Origin of the sequence: Kribbella orskensis (genome assembly GCF_004342085.1) — a bacterium.
Taxonomy (GTDB): domain Bacteria; phylum Actinomycetota; class Actinomycetes; order Propionibacteriales; family Kribbellaceae; genus Kribbella; species Kribbella orskensis.
The window spans coordinates 13,040-37,918 of sequence record NZ_SLWM01000023.1 but is presented as its reverse complement, the minus strand read 5'-3'; the positions used below and the strand labels follow the sequence as shown (position 1 = coordinate 37,918).

Annotated in this window: 28 protein-coding genes; 10 read left to right on the top strand and 18 right to left on the bottom strand. The window is 67.1% G+C overall.

Going from position 1 to position 24,879, the window contains the following annotated elements:
* The first annotated feature begins 93 nt into the window (after positions 1-93).
* Positions 94-843, top strand: a complete 750-nt coding sequence (locus EV644_RS36455) for a hypothetical protein (RefSeq protein WP_132194944.1) — start codon at positions 94-96, stop codon at positions 841-843.
* Positions 844-901: 58 nt separating this feature from the next.
* Positions 902-2,011, top strand: a complete 1,110-nt coding sequence (gene tal, locus EV644_RS36450) for a transaldolase (protein WP_132194946.1) — start codon at positions 902-904, stop codon at positions 2,009-2,011.
* Positions 2,012-2,252: 241 nt separating this feature from the next.
* On the opposite strand, the gene EV644_RS36445 is transcribed toward tal, so the two are convergent.
* The 6 genes from EV644_RS36445 to EV644_RS36420 form a co-directional block, all read right to left on the bottom strand.
* Positions 2,253-2,912: a response regulator gene (locus tag EV644_RS36445; RefSeq protein WP_132194948.1), complete on the bottom strand. Its 660-nt coding sequence runs from the start codon at positions 2,910-2,912 to the stop codon at positions 2,253-2,255.
* Positions 2,913-2,914: 2 nt separating this feature from the next.
* Positions 2,915-3,871, bottom strand: coding sequence for a sensor histidine kinase (locus tag EV644_RS36440; protein ID WP_132195039.1), 957 nt, complete (start codon positions 3,869-3,871; stop codon positions 2,915-2,917).
* Between the two features lie 140 nt (positions 3,872-4,011).
* Positions 4,012-4,713: a rod shape-determining protein gene (locus EV644_RS36435; RefSeq protein ID WP_199240198.1), complete on the bottom strand. Its 702-nt coding sequence runs from the start codon at positions 4,711-4,713 to the stop codon at positions 4,012-4,014.
* Positions 4,714-4,847: 134 nt separating this feature from the next.
* Complete coding sequence (locus tag EV644_RS36430) at positions 4,848-5,210, bottom strand: TraR/DksA C4-type zinc finger protein (RefSeq protein ID WP_242001037.1); 363 nt, start codon at positions 5,208-5,210, stop codon at positions 4,848-4,850.
* Between the two features lie 119 nt (positions 5,211-5,329).
* On the bottom strand, positions 5,330-5,644 hold the full coding sequence (locus tag EV644_RS36425) for a TraR/DksA family transcriptional regulator (protein ID WP_199240196.1): 315 nt from the start codon (positions 5,642-5,644) through the stop codon (positions 5,330-5,332).
* 675 nt (positions 5,645-6,319) lie between these two features.
* Positions 6,320-6,682, bottom strand: a complete 363-nt coding sequence (locus EV644_RS36420) for an ArsR/SmtB family transcription factor (protein WP_132194952.1) — start codon at positions 6,680-6,682, stop codon at positions 6,320-6,322.
* A gap of 80 nt (positions 6,683-6,762) precedes the next feature.
* Between EV644_RS36420 and EV644_RS36415 the strand changes: the two genes are divergently transcribed.
* The gene (locus EV644_RS36415; RefSeq protein WP_132194954.1) at positions 6,763-7,440 is read left to right on the top strand and encodes a CBS domain-containing protein; all 678 of its coding nucleotides are present in this window, start codon (positions 6,763-6,765) and stop codon (positions 7,438-7,440) included.
* 180 nt (positions 7,441-7,620) lie between these two features.
* On the opposite strand, the gene EV644_RS44870 is transcribed toward EV644_RS36415, so the two are convergent.
* From EV644_RS44870 to EV644_RS36370, 10 genes are all read right to left on the bottom strand, one after another.
* Positions 7,621-7,761 (bottom strand): hypothetical protein, encoded by a 141-nt coding sequence (locus EV644_RS44870; RefSeq protein ID WP_158293024.1) that lies wholly within the window; start codon positions 7,759-7,761, stop codon positions 7,621-7,623.
* Between the two features lie 193 nt (positions 7,762-7,954).
* Positions 7,955-8,344 carry a hypothetical protein gene (locus EV644_RS36410; protein ID WP_132194956.1) on the bottom strand — a complete coding sequence of 130 codons (390 nt, stop codon included), beginning with the start codon at positions 8,342-8,344 and terminating at the stop codon, positions 7,955-7,957.
* Positions 8,345-8,425: 81 nt separating this feature from the next.
* A complete protein-coding gene (locus tag EV644_RS36405) occupies positions 8,426-8,689 on the bottom strand; it encodes a hypothetical protein (RefSeq protein WP_132194958.1) in 264 nt (87 codons plus the stop codon).
* Between the two features lie 71 nt (positions 8,690-8,760).
* Positions 8,761-10,302: a hydrogenase large subunit gene (locus EV644_RS36400; RefSeq protein WP_132194960.1), complete on the bottom strand. Its 1,542-nt coding sequence runs from the start codon at positions 10,300-10,302 to the stop codon at positions 8,761-8,763.
* Positions 10,299-11,816: a proton-conducting transporter transmembrane domain-containing protein gene (locus EV644_RS36395; protein ID WP_132194962.1), complete on the bottom strand. Its 1,518-nt coding sequence runs from the start codon at positions 11,814-11,816 to the stop codon at positions 10,299-10,301. The genes EV644_RS36400 and EV644_RS36395 overlap by 4 nt, the downstream gene beginning before the upstream one ends.
* Positions 11,817-11,850: 34 nt before the next feature.
* On the bottom strand, positions 11,851-12,510 hold the full coding sequence (locus EV644_RS36390; RefSeq protein WP_132194964.1) for a hypothetical protein: 660 nt from the start codon (positions 12,508-12,510) through the stop codon (positions 11,851-11,853).
* 25 nt (positions 12,511-12,535) lie between these two features.
* Entirely contained in the window at positions 12,536-13,483 is a 948-nt protein-coding gene (locus tag EV644_RS36385) for a respiratory chain complex I subunit 1 family protein (RefSeq protein ID WP_132194966.1), read from the bottom strand.
* Positions 13,480-15,540, bottom strand: a complete 2,061-nt coding sequence (locus EV644_RS36380; protein ID WP_132194968.1) for a proton-conducting transporter transmembrane domain-containing protein — start codon at positions 15,538-15,540, stop codon at positions 13,480-13,482. The genes EV644_RS36385 and EV644_RS36380 overlap by 4 nt, the downstream gene beginning before the upstream one ends.
* A complete protein-coding gene (locus tag EV644_RS36375; protein WP_132194970.1) occupies positions 15,537-16,019 on the bottom strand; it encodes an NADH-quinone oxidoreductase subunit B family protein in 483 nt (160 codons plus the stop codon). Before EV644_RS36375 ends, EV644_RS36380 begins: the two co-directional genes overlap by 4 nt.
* Positions 16,016-16,384, bottom strand: coding sequence for an ArsR/SmtB family transcription factor (locus tag EV644_RS36370; protein WP_132194972.1), 369 nt, complete (start codon positions 16,382-16,384; stop codon positions 16,016-16,018). The genes EV644_RS36375 and EV644_RS36370 overlap by 4 nt, the downstream gene beginning before the upstream one ends.
* Before the next feature lie 314 nt (positions 16,385-16,698).
* Between EV644_RS36370 and EV644_RS36365 the strand changes: the two genes are divergently transcribed.
* Positions 16,699-16,896: a hypothetical protein gene (locus tag EV644_RS36365; protein WP_132194979.1), complete on the top strand. Its 198-nt coding sequence runs from the start codon at positions 16,699-16,701 to the stop codon at positions 16,894-16,896.
* Positions 16,897-16,956: 60 nt separating this feature from the next.
* A complete protein-coding gene (locus EV644_RS48325; protein ID WP_132194981.1) occupies positions 16,957-17,142 on the top strand; it encodes a DUF8834 family protein in 186 nt (61 codons plus the stop codon).
* A 108-nt stretch (positions 17,143-17,250) separates the two neighbouring features.
* Here the strand turns inward: EV644_RS48325 and EV644_RS36355 are convergent, their stop codons facing one another.
* Positions 17,251-17,982, bottom strand: coding sequence for an ABC transporter ATP-binding protein (locus EV644_RS36355; RefSeq protein ID WP_132194983.1), 732 nt, complete (start codon positions 17,980-17,982; stop codon positions 17,251-17,253).
* Positions 17,979-19,058, bottom strand: coding sequence for an ABC transporter permease (locus tag EV644_RS36350; RefSeq protein ID WP_132194985.1), 1,080 nt, complete (start codon positions 19,056-19,058; stop codon positions 17,979-17,981). Before EV644_RS36350 ends, EV644_RS36355 begins: the two co-directional genes overlap by 4 nt.
* Positions 19,059-19,226: 168 nt before the next feature.
* Between EV644_RS36350 and EV644_RS36345 the strand changes: the two genes are divergently transcribed.
* The 5 genes from EV644_RS36345 to EV644_RS36325 all read left to right on the top strand — a co-directional run bounded on the left by EV644_RS36345 (position 19,227) and on the right by EV644_RS36325 (position 24,532).
* Positions 19,227-20,444: a sensor histidine kinase gene (locus EV644_RS36345; protein ID WP_132194987.1), complete on the top strand. Its 1,218-nt coding sequence runs from the start codon at positions 19,227-19,229 to the stop codon at positions 20,442-20,444.
* Positions 20,441-21,076 carry a response regulator gene (locus EV644_RS36340; RefSeq protein ID WP_132194989.1) on the top strand — a complete coding sequence of 212 codons (636 nt, stop codon included), beginning with the start codon at positions 20,441-20,443 and terminating at the stop codon, positions 21,074-21,076. The genes EV644_RS36345 and EV644_RS36340 overlap by 4 nt, the downstream gene beginning before the upstream one ends.
* Before the next feature lie 318 nt (positions 21,077-21,394).
* Positions 21,395-22,267, top strand: coding sequence for an alpha/beta fold hydrolase (locus tag EV644_RS36335; protein WP_132194991.1), 873 nt, complete (start codon positions 21,395-21,397; stop codon positions 22,265-22,267).
* 213 nt (positions 22,268-22,480) lie between these two features.
* Positions 22,481-23,134 carry a DUF1684 domain-containing protein gene (locus EV644_RS36330; protein WP_132194993.1) on the top strand — a complete coding sequence of 218 codons (654 nt, stop codon included), beginning with the start codon at positions 22,481-22,483 and terminating at the stop codon, positions 23,132-23,134.
* A 216-nt stretch (positions 23,135-23,350) separates the two neighbouring features.
* Positions 23,351-24,532, top strand: coding sequence for an exonuclease/endonuclease/phosphatase family protein (locus tag EV644_RS36325; RefSeq protein WP_132194995.1), 1,182 nt, complete (start codon positions 23,351-23,353; stop codon positions 24,530-24,532).
* The last annotated feature ends 347 nt before the right edge of the window (positions 24,533-24,879 follow it).

The following is a 24,879-nucleotide window of genomic DNA, read 5'->3' as shown; positions in this document are numbered from 1 at the left end:
GGATTCGCCCGCCGCAGCAAGGAGGTTTGTCGTGGACCGATCAGCCGCCGCCCGCCCCGACGCGCCCGACGCTACGGTGCAGGAGAACACACCATGAGGGCCTATCGAATCTTCTGGCTGTTCTTCTGTGGTGTGCTCGGCGCCCTGGGCACCGTCGCCGCCTGCACCTGGTCCCTGTCGACAGTCATGTTGCTATTCATCTGCGCGTCCCTGACCGGCGGCGTCGCCGCGATGGTCGTGCTGGATCCTGACCGCGAGACCAGGCTCCCGCGCGACAGCCGACGAATAGTCGCCGTGAGCTCGATCCTGGCCGGGGCTGGGACCATGGCATTCATCGGCGTCGGGACATTGGTGGGTGGTCCGATGGCGGTCCTGCTGCTGGCGATCACGGCCGCCGGGTCGCCCTACACCATCGACTACTGCCTTCGCTGGCTCAGGGAACACGGCCACCTGCCCAGTCCTTCACCGCAGCCAAACCCGCCGGACCCTGCCGAGCGCTCGGCAGGGTCCGCGCCGGCGCCGACCTCGTGGATCGAACCGGGCGAGGAAGCCAAGCCTCACGTCTCGCCGGCTTCACTGAGCGACGACGCTCTGTGCCTGGCGTGGCGAGCCAGCTTCTCGGCTCTGCAAAGGGCCGGCTCACCGGCGCAACGGCTATGGATCGTCGATGAGCGCCGGGCGTATCTCGAAGAGCTCGAGAACCGCAACGCCCGGGGCATCGCCGCGTGGCTGGCATCAGGAGCCAGAGCTGCGGGAGACCCCAGCAGGTTCGTACTGGGAGACAGCGTTCCAGGCCATCCCCCGATCGATTGGGACGGCCTGATCCACGGCCCGGACAACTGAGGCCCGCCCCACGACGCCCAAAGCGCAACTGGCATCTGCCAGGGAAACCGAGACCGCGATGACCAAGCTTGAACACCTCTACGGCTACTACGGGCAGAGCCCCTGGTTGGATAACCTCACCCGCGCCTATCTGAGTGACGGAACCCTCGGGCGCATGGTTGCCAACGGGATCCGCGGCGTCACCGCGAACCCGTCGATCTTCGCCCGGAGTATCTCCGGGTCGCACGAATACGACGAACAGTTCGCGGCGCTGATGGCGGCCGGAAAGTCGGTGGACGAGGCCTACTGGGAGATGGTCATCTCCGACGCCGGCCAGGCGCTTACAGTGCTGCGTCCGGTGTTCGATGGCGGTGACTGTATCGACGGATTCGTGTCGGTGGAGGTGTCTCCAGAGCTGGCTCACGACGCTCCGGCCACGATCGCCGCCGCTCGGTGGCTGCGCCGTCGTATGGACCAGCCCAATCTGCTCGTAAAGATTCCGGCGACCGCCGAAGGCGTCACGGCCGTGGAGACGCTGACGGCCGAGGGCAGCAGCATCAACGTCACGCTGTTGTTCTCGCTGACCCGCTACGCCGAGATCATCGAGGCCTATCTGTGCGGGTTGGAGAGGTTCAGCGCGAACGGCGGCGATCCCTCGACGGTCAGTAGCGTCGCCTCGTTTTTCGTCAGCCGGGTCGACACTGAGGTCGACCACCGGCTCGAGTCGCTCGGGACCGACGAGGCGCTCGCCCTGCGCGGCCAAGCCGCAGTCGCCCAGGCCAAACTGGCCTACCGGTTGTTCGCCGAACAGTTCTGCACCGAGCGCTGGCACCGGCTCGCCAGCCTGGGCGCAGATCTCCAGCGTCCCCTGTGGGCGTCGACGTCCACCAAGAACCCACACGACCGCGACACCCGCTACGTCGAGGAGCTCATCGGCCCCGACACCGTCACGACCTTGCCCGAAGCAACCATCGCCGCTTTCGAGGATCACGGCACGATGGCTCGCACCGTCGACACCGGTGTGCCGCAGGCCGCCGAGCTGATGCTGCGTCTGGCGGCAGTCGGCGTCGACATGACCGCCGTAGGTCGCACTTTGGAGGACAACGGCATCGCCAGCTTCAACAAGGCGTATCACGACGTATTGGCGAACCTTGCCGCAACCAAACAACCCCCAGCCCCCGCCCGCTGAGGAAGCAATCCGACCACGTGACACGGTCAGTCCGCGATGGGTTCACCCTGCTCGAGGGCACTGGTCCCCCGCGGCACCACCTCATGAGCCGGATCTGTCCGTGGTGAACAGCGCCGGTTCTGCGACCAGACCAGCGCTTCGGCCTCTGCGGGCTGGATCCCGCAGTTACCAGCCGTACGAAGGATGGCCTGCCCGCGATGGCCAGGCAGGAACGGGCCTCGGATCGAGTACCCGTCGGGTGTCACGGTTCGATCAGGCCGGCCCGAATGGCGTAGCGAGTGAGATCCAGACGATCGCGCAGGCCGAGCTTGTGCAGCATGTTGGAACGGTGCCGCTCGACGGTCTTGGCGCTGATGAAGAGCTTCTCTGCGATCTCCTTGGACGAGTGACCCTCCGCCACCAGCTTGAGCACTTCCTCCTCGCGGACGGTGAGAATCTCCGCGGGTACGCCTTCGCCACGGCGAACACGGTCCAGATAGTCGCGTATGAGCGCGGTGGCCGCACCTGGGTAGAGGAAGGGCTCGCCACGCATGGCCGCCCGGCATGCTTCCAACAGGTCGCGATCGGCGACGGACTTGAGGACGTAACCACAAGCTCCGGCTCTGAGGGCCTGAAAGAAGTACTGCACGTCGTCGTACATCGACAGCATCAAGATCCGCAGGCCCGGTTGGAGGGCGGACAGTTCGCGGGCCGCCTGTAAGCCTGTCATCCGGGGCATCGCGACGTCGAGAATGGCGAGGTCGATGGGCTGACGCGCAGCCAAGGCGAGCGCTTCCGCGCCGTCGCCTGCTTCGGCTACCACGGTCAGGTCCGGTTCGCCCTCGAGGATGAGACGTACTCCGCGCCGGACCAGGGCGTGGTCGTCGGCGAGCAGGATGCGCGTAGGGGGCTGTTCAGACATGATCAACCGCCGTCCCCCTGGAGTGGTACGGACAGGCCGACCTGCACGCCGCCCCCGGGAGCCGCCTCGAGTTCCAGGGCCGCGCCGATCAGCAAGGCACGCTCACGCATGCCGCGTAGTCCGGCGCCCTCGTTGGCGAGGCCGAAACCGCGGCCGTCGTCACAGATCAGCAACTGGATGCGATCGCCGTCGCGGTACAGATGCACTCCGACCTCGGTGGCGTCGGCGTGACGGGCCACGTTGGTGAGGCTTTCCTGAGCCACCCTGTAGAGCACCAGTTCCGTCTGCTGATCCAACTTGGGCAGGTCGGCTTCGAAGCGGCGATGGACCGCCAGCCCAGTGTGGGTGGACAGGTCGGTGGTCAGGGTGGTCAAGGCGCTGACGAGACCGAGATCCTCGAGAACACCGGGCCGGAGTCTCCGGGCGAGACGACGCACCTCATCGAGACTTGCACGGGTGGTCTCCTGTGCATGCTGCAGGTCGGTTCGCAGATCTGGGTCGTGAGCATGGTCGGCCGCGCGCTTCAGTTCGAGCAGTACCGCTGTCATGCTCTGGCCGACTTCGTCGTGCAGTTCCTGAGCGATTCGGCGCCTCTCAGACTCTTGGGCGTACAGTGCACGCGCACTGCTGGTCGCTCGCTCGTGCTCAAGGCGGCCTAGCATGTCGTTGAAGGCGCGCACGAGGTCAGGGACGCCTCCGTGGCCGGCTACCGACACGCGTTGCCCAGGGCGGAGCAGATCGACGGTGGCCATTCGGCGCGTCACTCGCTCCAACGGTGCCAGGCCGACGCGTAGCAGGACGGCGTTGGCCACCAGCATGACCACCAGGCCGCCGACAAGCACGATGGCCTCCGTGAGGACCACCGGCGCAGACACGGTCACCGGCGCCCAGAGCAGCAGTGAGGTAGCCCCGCCCAGCACCACCGCATTGAGTCCGAATATCCGCCAGAACAACGCCATGGCAACGTCGCCTTCCTCAATCGCACGTAGGCCCACTATCCACCCCCCACTCTGCTCCGACGCGGGCGCCGAAATGCCACCCGACTGGAATCGGGACCGTTTGGGGCACAACTCGCGCGAATGCTGCCTGGACCTCGAGGTCAACTGCCCGCGTTGGGCAGCGTCGTGTGGCCCGTCGTGACTTCGCCCGCAAAGCTGGGGTGGCGGTCGGCGGCGGTCAAGGCGAGGCCAGCGCCGCGGACGGCGACGAGATGAGGGGCGGGCGCAGACCGTACCGGGGCGCAGAGTCGTTTTGCCAGTCGGTACGTGATCTCGGGACGCAGCGCGCCGCCTCCGGTGAGCATCGGCCCGCGCTCCAAGGCGTCGACAACCTGCGGGCCGAGGTCACTACGCAGCAGATCTATGACCACCGTCGCGATCCAACGTACGAGATCCGCAACGGTCGTCGCAGCGCCAAGATCGGAGGTCCCCACGTCGAGACGATGAGGTTGTGTCACTGCTCCGTCCACCAGCAGCCCGATCTCTGTCAACTGAGCGCCGATGTCCACCACCAACAGCGGTTGTTTCAGATCGGCGCCTGCTCCGAGAGCAGCGGCTTTCACGCTGTCGACGGTCAGCACAGTGCGGGCGTCGAGGACCTCCAGCGCGGCCAGAGTCGCGACGCGGTGCTCGTCGAGGCACAGCACCGGGGTGGTCAAGACGACGATGGAGCAGTTGCCGAGGCCGGCTCGTCGGCCAAGCAGGTGATCGAGCAGGCGCACGGCCCCGGCGAGGTCGACGACGTGGCCGCGCCGTACGGGAAAACAGACCCCCTGGCCGCCACGGGACGTGATCGTAGGCACGTCGATGACCAGACCATGGTCGGGTATCCATGCCCGGGTGCGGGCGCTGCCCAGGTCGATCGCGATCCCCGGGGACCGCTGGCCGGCTGACCAGATGCCGCGCCGTCGCAGCGGCGCCGGGCGTCGAGACGCTCTCACGCGGCTGCCTCCGTCAGTTGGTGGCACGGCTCGCAGTACCGAGCATGCGGCACGATCTTCAGACGCTGCACCGGAATCGGCCAGTCGCAAAGGTGGCAGCTTCCGTAGCGGCCCGCGTCCATCCGGCTGAGAGCCGCTTCGACATCGGCGAGGACTACGCGGGCGGCTGCGGCGAGTGCGTTCAACACCTCTTCTCGAGCCAATGTCTGCTGGTCGTCTCGACGGCCGACGGACAGTGGCCAGACTTCGGAGATGCCCTCCAGTTGTTCCAGCCGAAACGTCTGCTCGTCATGAAGCTGCGCGCGCAGCGCAGCCAGCGCCTTGGGGCCAATTTGGACTTCGCCGATAGCGGCAAACACGTACTTCAAGACTGCACACCTCTCAACAAAGGCGTAGGAAACGGACTGGTTCGGACGCACATCAAGTGCGGCTGCGGAACCAATCAAGACCGAGTGGTATTTATAGGCGCCGGTCCAGGTCAGAGAGCGCGCTGCTGACAGCCGACGCAGTTGCGCACGTAGGGCAGGATCTCCAGACGCTCGACTGGAATGCGGGTGTCGCAACCCTGGCACATGCCGTAGGAACCCGCGGTCAGACGATCTTCAGCAGCACTGATCTCGGCCAGTACGCGGTGGATGGCGGCCGTCTGAGCCAATACGAGCTCCTCTGCGCCGTGCGCTGCGCGCTCTCCGATGGCGCGCAGTTGGGTGAGTCGCGAGCCGCGTTCGTGTTCCAATCGCTGGCGGGCCTCATGCACGGTCAGTTGCGCGGAACGGGCCGCTTGGGTGCTCACTTGACGCACGTCCTCTCACGAACGCGGGGATGTAGGTCGAAGCGCTGATGCCGACGGATTCGCTCGTCGCGCCGCTCGCCTCGAAAGCGTTTAACCTCTAACCATGGTCGACATCGACCGCAACGACCATCCGGGCCAACACCCATTTATTGAGTTGGCCAACCTGTACGAAGACCCGAGATACCGAGCAGACGACCCGTCCTGAAGTGGAGGTGGGCTGCTCGCGGGGGGACTGGCACACCCTTTGTCTCCGAGCGAATCCTCGGAGCCGCAAGGTGTCCGACGGTCGGCAGATATCAACCGCCCGATCCCAGACGCTCGCGGCGGAGCTCGCACATTGCGCTGGAGATCACGCGGATAGCCGGTTGCTCGCGTACCGACGCTGAAACGCCTGAAAACTTGATGGCACTCCAGCGGGCCACCTGCGACGCCGATGAGTGGACGGGGCATGCCCAGACGGAGGTCGAGACGCTCCTCTCGGGCGCTCCAGAGGTCCCGTCTGTCGCCGTCGTGGGTATGCGAGATCGTCCAGGGGGCTGGACACGGTGCCCAGCGGCCGGGTTCTGAGAGGCGATCGGCCGTGGTCAAGGTCGGGTTCGTGCTGCCCTTACGCGGGGTTGCGGTGCGGCCGCTCTGCTGGGCGACTAGCCAGGGATCAGCAGAGCGGCCGCAGCTCTAGGGAGGCGAACCGCTGCCAGAGCTGGCGTGGCCGGCCGGCTCGCGCAGATCGTCCAAGAGTTCCACCTGGTCGGTGAGGACTCCGGCCAGAATCCGCCGGGCGACTGCCAGCAGCTCCGCTACATATGGGGATGTCGGTGAGTAGATCACCGTGGCACCCTCCTTGCGGGACGTGACCAGTCCCGAGCGGCGCAGCACCGCGAGGTGCTGAGACAGATTCGCGGGCTCGATGCCGATCTCTGGCAGCATCTCAGCCACCGAGTGGTCGCGCTGGCTGAGCAGCTCCAGCACGCGGATCCGAGCAGGGTGGGCCAGTGTCTTGAAGAACTCTGCCTTCAGCTGGTACAGCGGCCTGCTCACGGACCCTCCTCCAGCCAACATCTTCACCTTGTAGTTGCGGACTTGCTAATCTTAGCAAGTCCGCAAGCGAGGTGGGACCGATGCTCGAACCTGTCGTCGCCACGTTCATGACCCGGTCACCGGTCACGGTGACGCTCGACGCCCCGTTCAAACAGGTCGCCTGCGCTCTGCTCGTGTCTGATGCGTCGGCGGTGCCCGTCCTGACGGAGGATGGCCGGCCCATCGGCGTAATCACTGAGAGCGATCTCCTGGCGAACCTCGAGTACCACGGCGGGATCGATCCACCGCCGTTGCTCGGTGGTGCCACGGCTCGCAGACGGCGGCGCAAGGCCGCCGCACACACCGCGCGCGAGCTGATGAGTTCGCCCGTCGACACCATTGGTGTCAATGCACCGATCAGTGCCGCCGTGTGCCGCCTGACCCGCCCTGGGGCGCCGCCCTTGTGCGTTCTCGACGACGAACAGCGGCTCGCAGGCCTGCTCACCAAACGCGACCTCATCGCCATCTACCGGCGTCCGGACGCCGACATCGCAGCCAATGTCCGCGCAGCCGTCACCACCGACCGCAGCCGGCCCGCGCGCACCCCGGCAGATCTCACCGTCCAGGTTGAGAACGGCGTGGTCAGCCTTGCCGGCCAGCTCACCTACCGCAGCCAGGTGCAGCACGCGATCATGGCCGCGTCGCGAGTCGCGGGAGCAGTTTCCGTGCACAGCAGTCTCAGGTACGACATCGACGACTTGCTCGTCACCGGCTTCTGACCACCTACAGCAGGCATAGTTGCCAATGGCCACAGTCAGTCCCAGCCCGGCACCAACAGGCGTCATGTCGGGACACCAAGACCTCCTGGTCGGTGAAGGCACCAATCTCCACCACACCCGGAGGTCTTCGCTATGTCAACGATCTGGCAGTAGCGTCATCAACCTGCTGGCCGAGTCCAGCTAGAGGTTGAAGCCACCCGGGACCTCGACGTTTTCGCCGGCGCCGCGCTCAGCGATCCGGACAGCGGCAGCCGGCCCGATCCCCGAACTGGATCCGGTCACGACGGCGATCTTCTTGGGTGATTCTCCTGAACTGGTCATGTATCAATCAGAACGACCCGACGCCCGAAGGTGTGAGACCAGATCGATCTAGTTATTGCACAATCCTGTCCAACTGGATGATCCGGATGGATCAATACCCAAGATCTACAGGGGCCGGGGCGCACATTCCTGCCTCGCCGCGACTCGGCCCGACTGCGGCCCGGCGACAGCGCTGTGTGCTGGACGAGTGGTGTCAGCCGGCGCTGAGTGTGTCCGAGCGTCGCCTTCCTGGCCAGGGTGGAGGCGGTGGGCTGGTGCGATCGCGGGTTGTGGGGAGCCAACTGGTGAGCACCTCACGATGGGATCGAAGTAGGTGCACCCGAACCACGTCGATGCGGCGTACGGCGTCACGGCGCAGGCCGAGCATCGGCAGTGCGAGGCGGACTTGCTGGATTGCCATCGCGGTGGGTAGAGGACCGCGGACCCGAAGCGAAATCTCGCTGTCACCGTCGACGAAGAACAGCACAGAACGGAGCCGCAGTGGTCCCGGCATCTGCCGGGCAGCGCGGCGCATCGCGTACAGGTCCGAGCCGGACGGTGGCCAGCCGGATCGCACCCGCACAATCACGTCGTACCGGGCCATATTCGATCATGCGTCGGGTCGCTCTCCGAGGTCCAGTGCTGGCGTTGTCAAGGCTAGGTAACAACGGCGGAACCCGGCGGGTCAGAAGACGTAGAAGGCCGAGACGATCATCGGGAGCGTTCCGATGATGAGCCAGGGGGACAGCAGGGAGCGCTGGAAGATGAGGAGGACGCCGGCCGCCGTGGCGATGCCGACCACACCGGACATCACCCAGAGGCCCACGCCGGAGGAGTGCTTGATCTGTTCCAGGTGAGGGCTGTAGGCCGCGAGGGCCAGGGTCGGGGATCCGCCGATGTGGATGAGGATGACCGAGACGACCCATCGCTGGACAGTCTCGATCTTCATTCCCCGCCGCTTCGACGGGTGGCTGCGCAAGGTTGGCCGGTGAGGTCCCGGCTGGTGCTCGAGGTGCTGGTTCACAGGTCGTTCCCGGCGTAGGAGAGGTTGAAGCTCTTGTTGGTGAGGGGAAAGTCGGGGACGATCGTGTCGGCCAGCGCGACCGGTAGGGCCGGCCAGTTGAAGAACGAGGGGTCGACGATCTTCAGTCTGGACACCGTGCCGTCAGGGGCCATTTCGACGCGATGGGCGATCGTGCCGCGCCATCCTTCGACGATGCCGACCCCCGAGGAGCGTCCGGCCTGAAGCCAGGTCGGCTTGGGCGTGTCCGCACTCCTGGGTGGCTGGGTGCGGAGGAGTTCGATGATCAGCGACACGGAGGCCTGTACTTCGTCGGCGCGGGTGAGGAAGCGGGCGAGGACGTCGCCGTCGCTGTGGTCCGGGAGATCAGCAGCCGTGGTGGCAGGGGTGATGGGATGGTCCAGGCGGGCGTCCTGCCGGAGTCCGCTCGCGCGGGCGACATAGCCGAGGGTGCCGATGTCATGGGCTTGTTCCATGCTCAGGATGGCGGTATTGGTCATTCGGTCCAGGACGACGCTGTTCTCGAGGGCGATGTCGACGACCTGCTGGATGTCGGCGGCGATGGCTGACAACAGAGCAGGATCGGGCAACGCCAGGAGGTGGACTCCGCCGGGCACGATCGCGCCGCGGAGCAGCCGGTGGCCGGTGACTTCCTTGTTGACACGCAGCAACTGCTCGCGTATCCGCAATGCGTGAGCGTTGATGATGCCGTAACCGACATCGTTGCAGAGGGCCCCGATATCGGCGATGTGGTTGTAGAGCCGCTCCAGCTCGAGTAGTACCGAACGCAGAATGGACGCGGGATCCGGGACCGGCCAGTCGCGTGCTTCCTCGATGGCAAGACAGTAGGCCAGCGCGTGGCCGACTGCGGTGTCGCCCGAGATTCGCTCGGCGAGTGGCAGCACGTCGGCCAGCAGCCGGCCCTCGGCAAGCTTCTCGATGCCCTTGTGGGTGAACCACAGACGAGCCTTGAGTTTGAGGATGGTCTCGCCGACGACGGAGAAGCGGAAGTGGCCTGGTTCGATCAATCCGGCGTGGATCGGGCCGACCGGTATCTCGTACACACCGGGTCCGGCGACGGTCAGGAACGGGTACGGCTCGTCAGGTGAACCGAACGCGGGAGCCGCGCCGGCGTCGTGGCGCATCGGGTGCCATTCGGTCGGCCAGTGCTGGTGCAGCACCAGCCGTCGCGGCAGGGGATGGTTCAGTACTTCGATGCCGTACAGGTCGGACAGTTCGCGTTCGAACCGTCCGGCCGGGAACGACAACCCGGCCAGGCTGGGGATCTGTGGTCGCGCGTGGTTTGTGCTCAAGATCAGCTCGACGCGTCGGTCGGGTTGGCCGGCCATGAACAGGTAGACGACGCGAAAGCTGTCGAGGTCGTCGTGAGCGGCAATCAGTGCCAGTCGGTGGCCATCGGCCAGCAGGGCGCCGGCGCGGTCCAGGAGGTCGGCCGCGGTGACGGGTATTTGTCGCCGGTTGGGGTAGGAACGTTGGTCCGCCGGCCGGTGTGGGCGCGGAGTCCTGCCGATCTGAGTCATGGAGTCCCCGCAATCAGACTGGCGCTGTGCAGCAGCGGCCCCAGCGGCCAGTCGACAATGCCCAGCGTCGCGACCACACCGAGTCCGGCGATGATCGGCGCCGCAGTGGCGAACGGCAGTGCCGCAACTGTGCGAACGGTCGGACGCGGCTGGGTGGTGGGTTCGCCGAACAACATCCCGCTGGCTTTGACGGCGATGGCGACGAACACTATGAGCAAGAGGACGAGCATCACAGCCATCGCCCAGCCGAGCCCTGCGGTCAAGCCGGCCCGTACGAGCCCGATTTCGCTGATGAACAAGCTGAAGGGCGGCAATCCGAGTAGGGCGGCGAGACCCAGGGCGAAGGCGCCGCCCAGCACTGGCGCCCGAGTGAGCAGGCCGCGCACCTCGGCGATCGAGGTGGTTCCGGTCCGGGACAGGATCTCGCCCGCGCCACAGAACAGCGTTGCTTTGCTGATGCCGTGTCCGACTATCTGCAGCAGGGCGGCTGCGATCGCGAGGCGTGTTCCGATGGCTACGCCGATGATCACCAGCGCCATGTGCTCGATGCTGGAGTAGGCCAGGAGACGCTTGTAGTCCCGTTGGGTGATGAGCAGAGAGGCGGCCAGCAGTAGGGACGCGAGCGCGATGGTCAGCAGGAGGGCCCGGACGAACCCCGGACTGATGCTGGCCATGGCGATGACGCGGTACCGCAGGAGCGCGTAGACCGCGACCGGGAGCAGCACGCCGGACATCAGCGCGGATACGGGTGCGGGCGCTTGGCTGTGGGCGTCGGGGAGCCAGCTGTGCAAGGGCACCAGGCCGGCTTTGGTGCCGAAGCCGAGCACGAGCAGGGCGAATGCCAGTCTCATCACGCCGGGATCGAGATCTTCGGCATGGGCGGAGAGTTGGGTCCAGTCGAGGCTGCCGTGTTCGGCGACGCCGGCCTGCTGGGCGGCGTAATGGACCAGCACCGTACCGAGGTAGGCCAAGGCGATGCCCACAGAGCAGATGATGACGTACTTCCAGGTTGCTTCCAGTGCGGCGCGGGTGCGGCGATGTCCGACGAGGAACGCGGTCACGATGGTGGTCGCCTCGATGGCGGCCCAGAGCAGGCCGAGGTTGTTCGCAAGCACGGCGAGCACCATCGCCGCCAGGAACAACGGCACCAGGACGCTGTAGAGGTGTGCCCCGGTATCGTCGATGTGTCCGCGTTCGAGTTCGCCGTCAAGGTGGCCGAGGCCGGCGCAGGTGGCGATGAGTCCGACGGCGCCGATGACGATCAGCATCAGGGCGGTGAGCGCGTCGACGCGCAACCAGTCGCCGATGGTCAGGGCGGTGCCGTCAATGGTCCGGGTGGCGGCTGTGATGCCGGTGGCCAGGATGATCCCGGCCGCGCCGATGGTGACGAGTCCGGTTGCCAGGCGCCACCGTAGTACTGCGGCCGTAGCCGCGGCGGCCAACGGCGCAAGGAGCGGAGCAACGACCAGTAGGGCGTCGGTCGCGCCGCTCCCGGTGGTGAGGGCGGGGATCATCGGGGTCTCGTCTCGTTCATGGTCTGGTTCATGCTCAGTCGTGGAGGTCGCGTAGTTCGTCGATGTCGGTGCCGCCGAAGGTCAGCCGCACTCGGGCGGTGAGGACTTGCAGAACGAGCACGATCAGCAGTACGTCGAGAGACACGGCGAGCTCGACCACGCCGGGGACCCCACCGGTGAGCAGGAATGCGGTGGTCGCGATTCCGTTGTCCAGCAGCAGGAATCCGACGATCTGTGACAAGGCGCGGCGCCGCGTGACCAGGACGAAGAAGCCGATCAGCACCATTGCGAAGCCCACCGGCACTGCCTGGGTCTCGATCGACGGTGCCAGCCGGACCAGTGGGCGGCTGATGCCGTAGGCAACGAGGGTGAGTACAGCCGCGGTGAGGATGGAGGCGGTGACGTTGATGAGCGGTTCGGTCTCGCGTGCCTCGGCGCTGTCACGCAGTGCCCGGCGGAGGATTGCGGGGATAAGCAACGCTTTGAGTGCCACAACTTCAGCTGCGACGACGACCAGTTCGATGCTGTCGCGCTCGGTCGCGAGCAGCAACGCGACGACGGCCATCAGTGCGCCCTGGACGACGAGGAGCCGAACGATGGCCGACAACTCGCGCCGCCAGAGAACCAGCACAGAGGACAGCAGCAAGCCACCCACAGCCAGGTACAGCAGTTGCCCGTACAAGCTGTTGCTCATCGGAGCAGTCTCCTTTCGGCGCTCATCAGGCGAGGAAGAACGACGAGGACACGGCCAGGACACCGAACAGGAACGACCCGGCAAGCAATTCCGGGACCCGGAAGAGGCGCAGCTTTGCCATGAACACCTCTGCTACGGCGAGCGCGACAGCAAGGATGGCCACCTTGCCGACGAACACAGCCGCACCGATCCCCAGTGCCGACGGTGACGTGCTGGTCGCCACGCCCCAGGGTAGGAACAGGTTGGCCCAGAGTCCGAGGAGAACGGTCAGCCGCAGCGCGGATCCGAGCTCGATCGTGGCCAGGTCGCGTCCGGAGTACTCCAGAATCATCGCCTCGTGGATCATGGTCAGTTCCAGGTGCGTGGACGGGTTGTCCACCGGGAGCCGGCCGGCCTCTGCGACAACGACGACCGCGAGGGCGACAGCAGCGAGCAGACTCGCCGGCGAGAGGATCTGGGCGGGCTGGTGCTGGATGCGGTCGACGATCGCCGCAAGATTGGATGAATCGACCCTCGCTGACAGAGCGAAGCCGACGAGCAGAATCGTCGGTTCCGCCAGTGCCGCGACGGTGATCTCCCGGCTGGCGCCCATGCCGCCGAAGGCCGTTCCGGTGTCCAGACCGGCCAGGGCGAGTGCGACGGTGCCGAGCAGCAGCAAGGCGACAACGGCGAAAAGGTCTGCGACTCGATCCAGCGGTGACGCGGTGCTGATGAATGGGCCGACGGCGGCGATTACCAGCGTCGAGGCCAGCAGAACCACCGGCGCGGCGGTGAACACCCAGCTCGAGCCCTCTGGGCTGATTGCCTCCTTGGCGAGCTGCTTGCGCAGATCCCGCCACGGCTGCCCGATCCCTGCGCCGGCACGGCCCTCCAAGCGGGCCCTGACCTGCCGCATCACGCCAACGACGTACGGCGCGACCGCGATCAGAAGCACCAACTGGAGCAGCACACCGGCTATCGCGCCCGGGGTCATGACGTCACCCCCACAACGACCAGGACGATGAGCAGGCCCACCAACCCGAACGCGAGGTACCGGTGCACGCTGCCGTTCTGCAATCGGCCGGCCTGGCGACCCCAACCGATCGCTGCGCCGAGCAGCGGCGGATACAACGCGACTTCGACGCGGTCGGCGACCTTCTGGCGGTACTGGACACTCTCGATCAGGTAGCGCGACTCGGCATGATGCGTGACGTCGATGTCCTGCTCCGGTGCGAGAACGTCGTCGAAGACTCGCGTCAGCGGTTCGGCGAAGGACGTCGCCGTGTACTCCATCCGGGGATCGAGCCGCGTGCCGCCGCAGCCCCACACCAGTGCCTGGCGACGCGGCAGCCGGCGACCGGCGAAACGGAGCGTCACGACTATGACAAGTGCTGCGGCGAACAGCCCGCAAAGGATCAGTAGCGGCGACATCGAACCCGCGATCCTGGTCAGCCGCAAGGTCACTCCGCCCTGCAACGGTGCGCCATCGCGAACCGTCGGGAAGGTGGCCGCGACCCTGTTGAGGGACGGTCCCACCATGGCGGGGAGGATCGCGAGCACGGCACAACCGGAGGCGGCCAGCGCCATCGCCGCGCGCATGCTGACCGGGCTCTCGATGGCGTCGCCGGCGGCCACCGAGCGAGGTCGGGCGAGGAATCCGACCCCGAACGCCTTCACGTACGTCGCGACCCCCAAGCCGGCAGTCAAGGCGACGACGCCGACCGCCAGGGGCATCGCCACGGCGATCAGGACGGATGGCGATCCGGCCGCGGGCAGGCTGTGGATGAGACCTTGCAGCAACAGCCACTCCGATACGAACCCGTTCCCTGGTGGCAGTGCGGCCGCGGCCAGTGCACCAACACCGAACAGCGCAGTGGTGATCGGCATCCTCGACACCAGACCGCCGAGGCTGTCGAGATCGCGCAACCCGGTCGAGCGCAGTACGGACCCAGCACCGAGGAAGAGCAACGTCTTGAATCCGGCGTGGTTGATCGCGTGGAGCACTGATGCTGCCAGCAACAGTGTCGCCAGCAGCCGGTCACCGTCGGCGGCGAAGATCCCGGCGGCGCCGACTCCCATCAAGACCAGGCCCATGTTCTCGGTGGTCGAGTAACCGAGCAGCCGCTTCAGATCTACCGCGACGCACGCCTGCAGTACGCCGTACAGGGCCGACACGGCGCCGGCGGCGAGAACGAGCACCCACCACCAGCGCTGTCCACCACCGAGCAGATCGAAACCGACCCGCAGGATCCCGTAGAGGCCGAGCGTCACCATTGCCGCTGACATCAGCGCCGAGACGTGACTTGGAGCTTCCGGGTGCGCCCTGGGCAGCCAGACATGCAGCGGCACGATCCCGGCCTTGGATCCGAATCCGACGAAGGCCAGCAGGAAGATCACAGACCGCAGCGTGGTCGGCAGTTCGGCCGCACCCACCCGCAGTGCGGCGAATGAATCGCCGCCGACCTGGGAAGAGAACAGCACCAGGGCGAGGAGGATCGCGACGAAGCCCGCGTGGGTCATGGACGCGTACCACGCGGCGGCGGTGCGCACCTGCGGGCGGGCACGGTGCTCAGCCAGCACCAGTACCAGCGAGGTGAGCGCCATCAGCTCCCACAACACCAGGAACGTGGTGACGTTGCCCGCGATCGGAACCCAGACCATCGTCGCCACGAAGAGCGGTAGAACTGCTTGAACCGTCCTGGACCCTGCCCCGGATCCAGGACCATGATCGAGCGGCGAGCCCGGGCTTGTGTACCCGATGCTGTAGATCCCGGCGATCACCGCGACCGCACCCACCAGGGCCACGAACACTCCCGAGAGAGCATCGCCCGCCACTGCCGCAGTGCCCAGAGGCAGCAGACCGGGCATCGTTGCGGAGTAGGTCTGACCGTCCAACAGCGCGATGCCGGCCAGCAAGCCGCCGGCGCCACAAGCGCTGGTCGACACACCAGCCACGACTGCACGAACCCGGGGACCGGTCAGGGCCGCGCCGACAGCTCCCGCCAGGGCGAAAAAGGTGCCGCCCAGCAGGGCTTGTGCAACCAGGTTCATCGACCGGTCAGATCCCGCAACGCGGCGACGATCACGTCCGGCTCCGGTGGGCAGCCACGGATCTCGACGTCCACGGGCACGACGTCACCGACTGCTCCGACGACTCCGTAACCCCCCGCGAACACGCCACAGTTGTGGGCGCAGTCACCCACGGCGACGACCCGCTTGGGTGCCGGCGTCGCCTCGAACGCCTTGCGCAGAGGGTCCTCCATATTGCGCGTCACCGGACCGGTCACCAGCAGCACGTCCGCGTGCCGTGGGGATGCGACGAGCCGGGCGCCGTAGCGTTCGGCGTCATACACCGGGCCGAACGCCGAGGCGATCTCCAGTTCGCAACCGTTGCAGGACCCGGCATCGACGTGGCGTATCTGCACAGAGCCGCGCAGTACGCCGGCGTCCGCGGCCAGGCCTGTGGCGCGAGCCGGAGCCGGCTGGGCGACCCGACCGGTCGTGAGGATCTTGCGGAACAGGCTTCTCATTCCGAGCCTCGCGGAACCCGTGCCCGACCCGTTGCCTGGGCATCGGCCTTCAGACCGTCGAGCAGTTCGGTCTGGTCGGTCAGCACACTGGTGAGGATCACCCTGGCGACCGCCAACAGTTCGGCGACGTGAGGGCTGGTCAGCGAGTAATACACCGCCGAGCCCTCCTTGCGGGTCGTGACCAGCCCAGCGCGCCGCAGTACGGCCAACTGCTGGGACAGGTTCGACGCCTCGAGCCGGACCTCCGGGAGGATCTCTCCCACCGACATCTCCCGCTCGCTCAACAGCTCCAGAACTCGGATGCGGGCGGGATGCCCCAGTGTCTTGAAGAACTCAGCCTTCAATTGATGCAGCGGTGTGGTCACTTCTCCTCCTTCCAAGGCCTCGCAGCGGAGCCTGCCCTTGTCGCGTTCGCCGAGGGCGGCCGATCGCCTGAACTGCGAACTGGGCTTGCGATCCCGCGGGATCTTCCATCACGCACCTCTCCGCCGCGGTCCGGAGATCGTCTCCGGCAGACGACCGTGACGAGGCTCATCGTCAGGGACAGGCACACGTCTTCACAGCATGCACGATGGATGGCATCATGAATTGAAGAATTCTGCAAGTCTTGCCATGTAGTCGCACCCAGCGGTCAGTTTCGGCCGAGATCAGCAGCAACCTGCGAGGAGTAGGGAACCCGATGAGCTCGTTCGCTGACGAACTGCTGCAGAGGATCGCCCGCGCCCGGCAAGCCTTGTCGAACGCAGAAGATGCCGGTGAGCTCGACGCCGAGCGGGTCTACGCCGGAGAACTCGACAGCCTGCTTCGACTGGCGATGGAGAACGGCGTCGTCGTCCCGTCGGAGCCTGCTCACCCACACCCGCAGGATCTGCGCTGATCTGCAGCACTGTGAAAATCGCCGCCCCGCCCCCCGCACGATGACGCATGGAAGGCAACGATGCGCTACGTAGTGACTCACTACCTGCCAGGGCAGGACGCCACTGAATCCACCGTGACCGACGCGGCCGGCGTTACCGAACTGGTCCGCAAAGCGGCTCTGACGGGCAGCCGTGTACACGTCAGACCCGTGTCCGAAGCCGAACAGGCAACGCCCGCATCAGGATCGGACGCCTCAACGCCCTGATGACCTCCGGAGCAGCACAAACGACGGACAGGATGCTGAACTATCGCCGCCGTCGCAGCATCGAGGGATCTGCCGTTCGGACCCGCCCGGTGCTGAGAGCTGAATGGATCACCTCGCACGGCCCTGCGCTGCGTGCGCGGGTCCTGGTCGGGTGGACTGTCGGGCTGAGGCGGGTAGGTGGAGACGTCCGTCGTGGACTTCGGCGATCTGGTCGACCGCGTTGAGATTGGTGCGGTCGTGGGTGACCAGGACGGTGGCGGTGGCCTGTTGGCGGGTGAGGCGGGTGATCAGGTCGATGACGGCGGCGCCGCGTTCGTGGTCGAGGGCGCTGGTCGGTTCGTCGACCAGGAGCACCCTGGGATCGTTGATCAGGGCGCGGGCGATGTTCACACGCTGACGCTGTCCGCCGGAGAGCTGGTGGGGCCGTCGGCCGGCCTGGTCGGCCAGTCCGACGGCGTCGAGCAGTTCCATGGCCCGGTTCCGGGCGGTGCGCGGCTTGCGGCCGTCGATCTGTGCCATCACCTGGAGCTGCTCGGCAGCGGTGAGGGATGGCAGCAGGTTAGGCTGTTGAAAGACGATCCCGATCTTGTGGCGACGCAGGTCTGTCAGTTCCGCGCGGGTCAGGGCGGTGGTGGCGGTGCCGTCGATGGTGACGGTGCCGGCATCGGGGCTGATGAGGGTGGCGGCGACGGCGAGGAGGCTGGACTTGCCGGATCCGGAAGGGCCGACGACGGCGGTGAGGGTGCCTTCGGGTACGTCCACGGTGACCTGGTCGAGGGCGGTCAACCGGGAACCGCCGTCGGGGTAGGTGAGGGTGATGTCGGTCAGGTTCAGGCTCATCGGGTGCTCCCCAGGGCGGTCAGCGGGTCGACCGAGGTGATTCGGCGGATGGACAGCGCGGCGCCTAGCGCGCCGAGTGCGATGATCACGGCGGCCGGCACGAGGACCGTTGCGGGGGTGAGAAGGAACGGCACGGCTGAGCCGGCGACGAGAACTCCGAGACCGGCGGCGATGCCGGTGCCGACCAAGCTGCCACCGGCCAGCAGGACGACCGCCTGGCCCAGGGCGTCCTTCAGCAGATTGGCGGTGGAGGCACCCAGAGCCTTCAGGACGGCGACGTCGCCGCTGCGCTGGATGGTCCACACGGTGAAGAAGGCACCGATGACGAGGGCCGAGATCGCGAACAGGAAGCCACGCATCAGTTGCAGGGAGCCGTTCTCGGACGAGTAGGAGCCGATCGCAGGCAGCGAGTCGTCCAGGGAGACCGTCTTGGTGCCCGCTGCCCGGTCGGCGGCCTTGAGATCGGCGCCGGAGGTGGTGATCACCGCGATGACGGTGGCGGTCTGCTCGCCGGCCTTGCCTGTGGGGGGCGCGGTCTTCTGCCAGGCGCCGAGGCTGATCCAGATGACCGGGGTGTGGCTGAAGGAAGCATCACCGCTGACGGCAGCGACGGTTACCTCCTGCCCGGCGAGGGTGAAGGTGTCACCCGCCGCGAGGCCGAGGTCGTCTGCGGCGGTGGTGGACAGGACCGCCGTCTGGTCGTCGAGCTTGTCGCTGTCAGAGGCGATCGCGGATCCGGGCCGGACGCCGAAGGCGGCCACACCGGCGCTCTTGGTTCCGGCGGTGGCCTTCGTGGTGGTGATGCCCAGCGGCTCGGCGCTGACCACGCCCGGGGTCTTGGCCCACTGCCGCCACTGTTTCTCTGTGACGGTGGAGTTGGAGTATGACAGTTCTTCTCCACTGTTGAACGCGATCTCGTCGGCGGGCAGGGACGTGATGGCCGAGATGTTCTGCTGCCCCAGGCCGGCGGTCAGACCGGACAGCAGCCCGACCAGCAGGGTTATCAGCACGATGACGGCGCCCATCAGGGCGAAGCGCCCCTTGGCGAACTTCAGATCTCTCCATGCGACGAACACGCTGCGGCCTGCCCTTTCAGGGGTGGAATTGGTGTGTCTCCACCTTCGCGGCCACTCTGTTTATCGGCATCTGGCCCAGGACAGTACTTGGCGCGTCGAAAGGCGGCATGCCGGCTCTAACTTTCGATGGAGGCATGGCCGGGCGGCGCTCCTTAGGCTGGAAGGACTGTGAACGCCACCGCCAACACCCTGACTCCCACCCGGCCACTGGCCTGGTGCCTGCACCTGTTGATCGTCGGGCTGCTCGCCCTGGCCGCCGGTCGGGCCCTCGCCGACAGCCGTCCGCACGCCGGATTGATCGTCGCCGCGGCCGCAGCGTGCGCCCTGGTGTATGCGGCCGGTCCGCTGCTGCCCCGCGTAAGCCGCTCGCGGAGGGCCGCCGCGCTGTGGCTGGCTGCCGTGGGTGCCGTCTGGCTGCTGCTGTTGACGCTCTCCGCCGACGGGGTGTGGCTGGCGTTCCCCCTGTACTTTCTCCAGCTGCACCTGCTACCGCGCCGGGCCGGCCTGGTCGCCGTGGTGACCACAGCGGCAGCGGCTATCGTCGGCTTCGCCGCTCACCAGGGCTCCTTCAGCGCGGCGGTGGTGATCGGACCTGCCCTCGGTGCCGCGGTGGCGGTGGCGGTGGTGTGGGGGTATCAGGCCCTGTATCGGGAGAGCGAACAACGCAGGCGCCTGATCGAAGAGCTCACCGCCACCCGCGCCGACCTCGCCCAGGTGCAGCACACCGCCGGTGTGCTGGCCGAGCGCGAACGCCTGGCCCGCGAGATTCACGACACCATCGCCCAGGGGCTGTCCAGTATCCAGTTGCTGCTGCGCGCCGCCGAACGCGCCCTGCCGCACGCGCCGGAGAACGCCGTCCGCTACGTCGGCCAGGCCCGCCAGGCCGCCGTCGACAACCTCGCCGAAGCCCGCCGATTCGTTGCCGCCCTCACCCCGCCGGCTCTGGAGGGCACCACCCTGACCGACGCTCTGAAGCGACTCTGCGCCACCACCTCCACCAGGCACCCGCTCACCGCACGGTTCCACCTCACCGGCGATCCTGTATCGCTGCCCACCGCGCACGAGGTCGCGCTGCTGCGTGTCGCCCAGTCCGCCCTGACGAACACTGTTCGCCACGCGCACGCCACCACCGCCGACGTCACCCTCAGCTACCTGGGCGATCACATCGTCATCGAGATCGTCGACGACGGCACCGGCTTCGACCCCGGCCAGTTGCCCGTCCCCGATCCCGAGAGCGGTGGCTTCGGCCTGAACGCCATGCGTGCCCGCGTCCACGCTCTCGGCGGGACTCTCGCCATCGAGTCCGCCGCCGGCCATGGCACTGCCCTGGCCGCCCAACTCCCCCTGCCACAGCCTGCCGAGACCAAGTCCGAGGCCCGCCGGTGACCGACAACCCCATCCGACTACTACTGGCCGACGACCACCCCGTGGTGCGAGCCGGGCTGCGCGCCGTGCTCGAGACCGAACCCGGCCTCGTCGTGGTGGCCGAAGCCGCCACCGCCGAGGACGCTGTCGCCCGCGCCGCCGAGGGTGGCATCGACGTCGTACTGATGGACCTGCAGTTCGGCAAGGGGATGGGGGGTGCCGAGGCCACCGCCGCGATCACCGCCCGACCTGCCGCTCCACGCGTTCTGATCGTCACCACCTACGACTCCGACGCCGACACCCTGCCTGCCATCGAGGCCGGAGCCACCGGCTACCTCCTCAAAGACGCCCCACCCGAAGACCTGGCCGCCGCCGTGCGCACCGCCGCGGCGGGCCGAACCACGCTGGCCCCGGCCGTCGCGGACCGGCTGATGAACCGGCTGCGTACTCCCGGCACCGCCCTGACCCGGCGTGAGTCCGAAGTTCTGGCGCTGGTCGCCGAGGGCCTGTCCAATCAGGCCATCGGCGCCCGGCTCCACCTCACCGAAGGAACGGTCAAGTCCCATCTGGCCCGTATCTACGTCAAGCTCGACGTAGATTCCCGCACCGCGGCTGTTGCGACCGCCACCGGACTCGGCATCATCCGCCGTTAGAGGCCAGGCCGTCCGCTCGTCGCCTTCCTCGCGGACGGTAAGAACTTGCGCGGGTACGCCGTCGCCCCGGCGAGCACGGTCCAGTGGACCTCACCGGGGGCGGCTGTCGTGTTCAGCCGGGCCGAATCGTCCTACCCTGAGCCAATGGGAGGGACGGCTCACGAAACCGTGGGTTGATCAAGGGGGACACCGAGACCGCGCCGTACCTGCACCACCGACCACCGCGCGGCCGGCGTACCGCGGTCCTGGAGGCGGCACTCCACGGCGAAACTCCACTCCCCGCTCAGGGGGGCGACGCTCGACGAAAGGACATGTCGCATGAACAGCACCAGCAAGACGCGAGGCCACCGGCTCCTGGCCGTTGCCGGGTTCCTCGCCGTCCTGGTCGCCGCCGCAGCCCCGGCCTCGGCCGCACCGCAGCAGAAAGCAACCCAGACATCCACCGCCGTCGCGACGGACCAGTCCCACAAGCCGGGCACGAAACCGACGCTCGTGCTCGTCCACGGCGCCTGGGCGGACGGTTCCGGCTGGTCGAAGGTCACCCGCCGGTTGCAGAACGACGGATTCACCGTCCGCGTCCCACCCAACCCGTTGCGCAGTCTCCCCGGCGACGCGGCAACGATCAGGGACTTCCTCTCGACGCTGTCCGGACCAATCGTCCTGGTCGCCCACTCGTACGGCGGCGCCGTGATCACCAATGCCGCCACCGGCAACCCGAACGTCAAGGCCCTGGTCTACGTCGACGCTTTCGCGCCTGCCGAGGGCGAGATCATCCTCTCGCTCGCCGGGGCGGACTCAGCGCTGGCAGCCGATCCGACGACCGTCTTCGACTTCGTCCCCTACCCCGGAGCACCTCCGGGCGACGTCGACCTGTACCTGAAGCACGACGTGTTCCTGACCTCGTTCGCGACCGGAGTACCCCGCCCCGAAGCCGAACTTCTGTACGCGAGCCAGCGCCCACTCACCCTGAGCTCCGGAAGCCAGCCCTCCGGACCGCCGGCCTGGGCGACCATCCCGTCGTGGTACGTCCTCGGCACCCAGGACGCCATCATCACCCCTACAGCCCAGCAGTTCATGGCCGAGCGCGCCCACGCCGAGATCACCCGCGTCAAGGCAGGCCACCTCAGCATGATCACCCAACCGCAACAGGTCACCGCAGTCATCGAACGAGCCGTCCAAGCAACCAACTGAGCACTACCCGCGTACGTGCGGAGACCAACTCCGCACGCACGCGGCCGGCGGTGGGGGTCAGCTTGTGCCGACCTTGGCGTACGGCTTCCCAGGTCGCGGCGCGGACCTCATTGTCGTCTGCCGCCTTGTCGCTCTGGCCTGTGACCGCTCGGGTGCGTCCACTGACCCCCGTACTGTCGTGGTGGACGGATCACCGAAAGCAAGGGGCACAGCGTGAATCAGCAGTCCGTGCCATCGGCACTTGACACTGCGGACTGGCGCCGCAGGGTGTTCGCACTGTACGGCGACGTGCGGGAGGCAACCGACCGAGCCGAGGCACACGCGATCTGGCGGGCTGGGAGGGACGAGTTGCTGGCGAGACACGCTGCGTCGCCCCTGCCGGTCGAGGAACGTGACGTGTTTCGTGGTGTTCAGATCGGGGACTACCAGCCGCAACTGCGGTTCGAGGTCGCCATCGACACGGATGTGGAGCCGGTGCGGTGGGAGGTGCCTTCGGCAACCGATGGCGTGATTCCCTTCACCCGAATCGGGGCCCTGCACCTTCCGGCGGTTGGCGACTTGGATGTGTGGTGGCTCGAGTCGTACGGCGGTGGTGTGTTTGTGCCCGTCAAGGATGCCCTCGCCGGCGCCCGCACCTATGGCGGCGGCCGCTATCTGTTGGACACGGTCAAGGGTGCGGACCTGGGCGGTGATTTCCGAGAGGGCTGGCTCGTCGTCGACCTGAACTTCGCCTACAACCCCTCGTGTGCCTACAGCCCGCTCTGGACCTGCCCGCTCGCACCAGCAGGCAACACGGTGCCTGCGGACCTGCCAGTCGGCGAGCTCACCGTCAACTCGACCCACGACCCCGAAGTTCAATCGGCTTGAGAAGTCCGTACCGATGGAAAGTCACCATTTTGCTCACGGTGCTTGCGCGGTAGTGGAGGCTGTCATGCTGGGCTGCCGCTACCAAGAGGCGTTCAGCGCCGGCCGACCGCAGTCACTCCGGACACGGGTCATGGACAACCCGTGCTCCCAGGTCGAGGATGCAAGGAATCATCGAGCTTTTGGGAGAGGCGCATGAGGATGACGAGGCGACGGGTCATGGCAGTCGGGTGGTCGATCGGGCTGCTGCTGGGACCCCTGGCGGTGACTGGTACGGCGCAGGCGCAGGATCCGCCGGCCAAGCCGGTCACGGTGATGACGCGCAATATCTACCTCGGCGCGGACATCAACCGACCGGTCGAGGCGGCTCTCCGCGCGGCGGCGCAACCAGGAGCAAACCAGCTCACGATCGTCACCGCCCTGGCGAATGCGACCCATGTGACCCGCGCGATCGTCGACCGCACCGACTTCGACGTGCGCGGACGGCTGTTGGCCGACGAGATCGTCGATGCACGGCCGGACCTGGTCGGCCTTCAGGAGGTCGCCCTGTGGCGGCAGGGGCCGTTGCAGCTGAATCAGGTGGGCGTGCCGAACGCGGGGACCGTCGACTACGACTTCCTGCAGATCCTGCTCGACGAGCTGGCCGAGCGCGGCACGCCGTACGTCGCGGCCAGCATCGCGAACCGGGCGGATGTCGAGTCGCCGAGCTTCACCGGCTCGATCGCCGCGCCTGGTGGCAACCCCCGCGACATCCGCCTGACGATGCGCGACGTCGTCCTGATGCGCGCGTCGAGCAGCCTCACCACGTTGGACGAGGGCCAGGACATCTACGACGTGAACCTGCAGGTCGGCGTTGCCGGAGTGGGCTTCGACTTCGACCGCGGCTACCAGTGGGTCGACGTCCGGGCGGGCGCGCAGCGGTTCCGATTCGTGAACACGCACCTCGAGGCGTTCAGCTCCGACATCGCGCTGGCCCAGGCCAACGAGTTGGTCACCGAGGCCACGTCGCCGAACCTGAGCACGGTGTTCGTCTGCGACTGCAACTCCGACCCGGTGAACAGCTCGATCAAGCCGATCGACCATGTGCCGCACAAGGCGCCGTACGAACTGATCACTGGCGCCGGCGGCTACACCGACCTGTGGAAGGACTCCGGCCGGCCCGCGGACTTGCCCGGCTTCGACGCCGGCGACACCTCCGGCCTCAACGAGACGGTGGACGAGGCGGTTCCCGGATCATGGACACACCGCATCGACATGGTGTTCGGCCGTACGGCGGACGGGGAGGCGCTCACCACCGACCGTGGCCAGGTGACCGGCCGCGACGGCGACCCGCGCGACCCGACGACCGGGCTGTGGCCGTCCGACCACGCCGGCGTCGTGATGCGAGTCCGAGGGCTATGAGCAGCTGACCGCAGCGGCCGGCCCTGCGCTTCTCCGAGCGGACGGGCTGGCGTATGACGCTCACGTCGTACTGCCTGATGACGGCGTCGATGTTCGCCACCTACTGGGTCGCCATCTGGACCTGGTGCTCCTCGCCGTGGTCTGCGATTTGGCGGGCGGATTGGCCGTCGTTGTCGAGGACGGTGGCTGTGGATTTGCTGAAGGCGTCGAGGTGATCCAGGCGAGGCCCACAGTGATGTGACGCACAGTCACGAGAAGTGGAGCGCCCCGGTGGGGCTTCTGGTTCTCCACGAGGGTGCCTGACAGCACAAGCCATGACGGGTCACCTGGGCGTGGTCGTCAGCCGG

What these genes read in the sequence shown, in the direction of transcription:
- EV644_RS36455 (WP_132194944.1), top strand. Translation starts at nt 94, where the DNA reads ATGAGGGCCTATCGAATCTTCTGGCTGTTCTTCTGTGGTGTGCTCGGC.
- tal (WP_132194946.1), top strand. Translation starts at nt 902, where the DNA reads ATGACCAAGCTTGAACACCTCTACGGCTACTACGGGCAGAGCCCCTGG.
- EV644_RS36445 (WP_132194948.1), bottom strand. Translation starts at nt 2,912, where the DNA reads ATGTCTGAACAGCCCCCTACGCGCATCCTGCTCGCCGACGACCACGCC.
- EV644_RS36440 (WP_132195039.1), bottom strand. Translation starts at nt 3,871, where the DNA reads ATGGCGTTGTTCTGGCGGATATTCGGACTCAATGCGGTGGTGCTGGGC.
- EV644_RS36415 (WP_132194954.1), top strand. Translation starts at nt 6,763, where the DNA reads ATGCTCGAACCTGTCGTCGCCACGTTCATGACCCGGTCACCGGTCACG.
- EV644_RS44870 (WP_158293024.1), bottom strand. Translation starts at nt 7,761, where the DNA reads ATGACCAGTTCAGGAGAATCACCCAAGAAGATCGCCGTCGTGACCGGA.
- EV644_RS36410 (WP_132194956.1), bottom strand. Translation starts at nt 8,344, where the DNA reads ATGGCCCGGTACGACGTGATTGTGCGGGTGCGATCCGGCTGGCCACCG.
- EV644_RS36405 (WP_132194958.1), bottom strand. Translation starts at nt 8,689, where the DNA reads ATGAAGATCGAGACTGTCCAGCGATGGGTCGTCTCGGTCATCCTCATC.
- EV644_RS36400 (WP_132194960.1), bottom strand. Translation starts at nt 10,302, where the DNA reads ATGACTCAGATCGGCAGGACTCCGCGCCCACACCGGCCGGCGGACCAA.
- EV644_RS36395 (WP_132194962.1), bottom strand. Translation starts at nt 11,816, where the DNA reads ATGATCCCCGCCCTCACCACCGGGAGCGGCGCGACCGACGCCCTACTG.
- EV644_RS36390 (WP_132194964.1), bottom strand. Translation starts at nt 12,510, where the DNA reads ATGAGCAACAGCTTGTACGGGCAACTGCTGTACCTGGCTGTGGGTGGC.
- EV644_RS36385 (WP_132194966.1), bottom strand. Translation starts at nt 13,483, where the DNA reads ATGACCCCGGGCGCGATAGCCGGTGTGCTGCTCCAGTTGGTGCTTCTG.
- EV644_RS36380 (WP_132194968.1), bottom strand. Translation starts at nt 15,540, where the DNA reads ATGAACCTGGTTGCACAAGCCCTGCTGGGCGGCACCTTTTTCGCCCTG.
- EV644_RS36375 (WP_132194970.1), bottom strand. Translation starts at nt 16,019, where the DNA reads ATGAGAAGCCTGTTCCGCAAGATCCTCACGACCGGTCGGGTCGCCCAG.
- EV644_RS36365 (WP_132194979.1), top strand. Translation starts at nt 16,699, where the DNA reads ATGAGCTCGTTCGCTGACGAACTGCTGCAGAGGATCGCCCGCGCCCGG.
- EV644_RS48325 (WP_132194981.1), top strand. Translation starts at nt 16,957, where the DNA reads ATGCGCTACGTAGTGACTCACTACCTGCCAGGGCAGGACGCCACTGAA.
- EV644_RS36355 (WP_132194983.1), bottom strand. Translation starts at nt 17,982, where the DNA reads ATGAGCCTGAACCTGACCGACATCACCCTCACCTACCCCGACGGCGGT.
- EV644_RS36335 (WP_132194991.1), top strand. Translation starts at nt 21,395, where the DNA reads ATGAACAGCACCAGCAAGACGCGAGGCCACCGGCTCCTGGCCGTTGCC.
- EV644_RS36325 (WP_132194995.1), top strand. Translation starts at nt 23,351, where the DNA reads ATGGCAGTCGGGTGGTCGATCGGGCTGCTGCTGGGACCCCTGGCGGTG.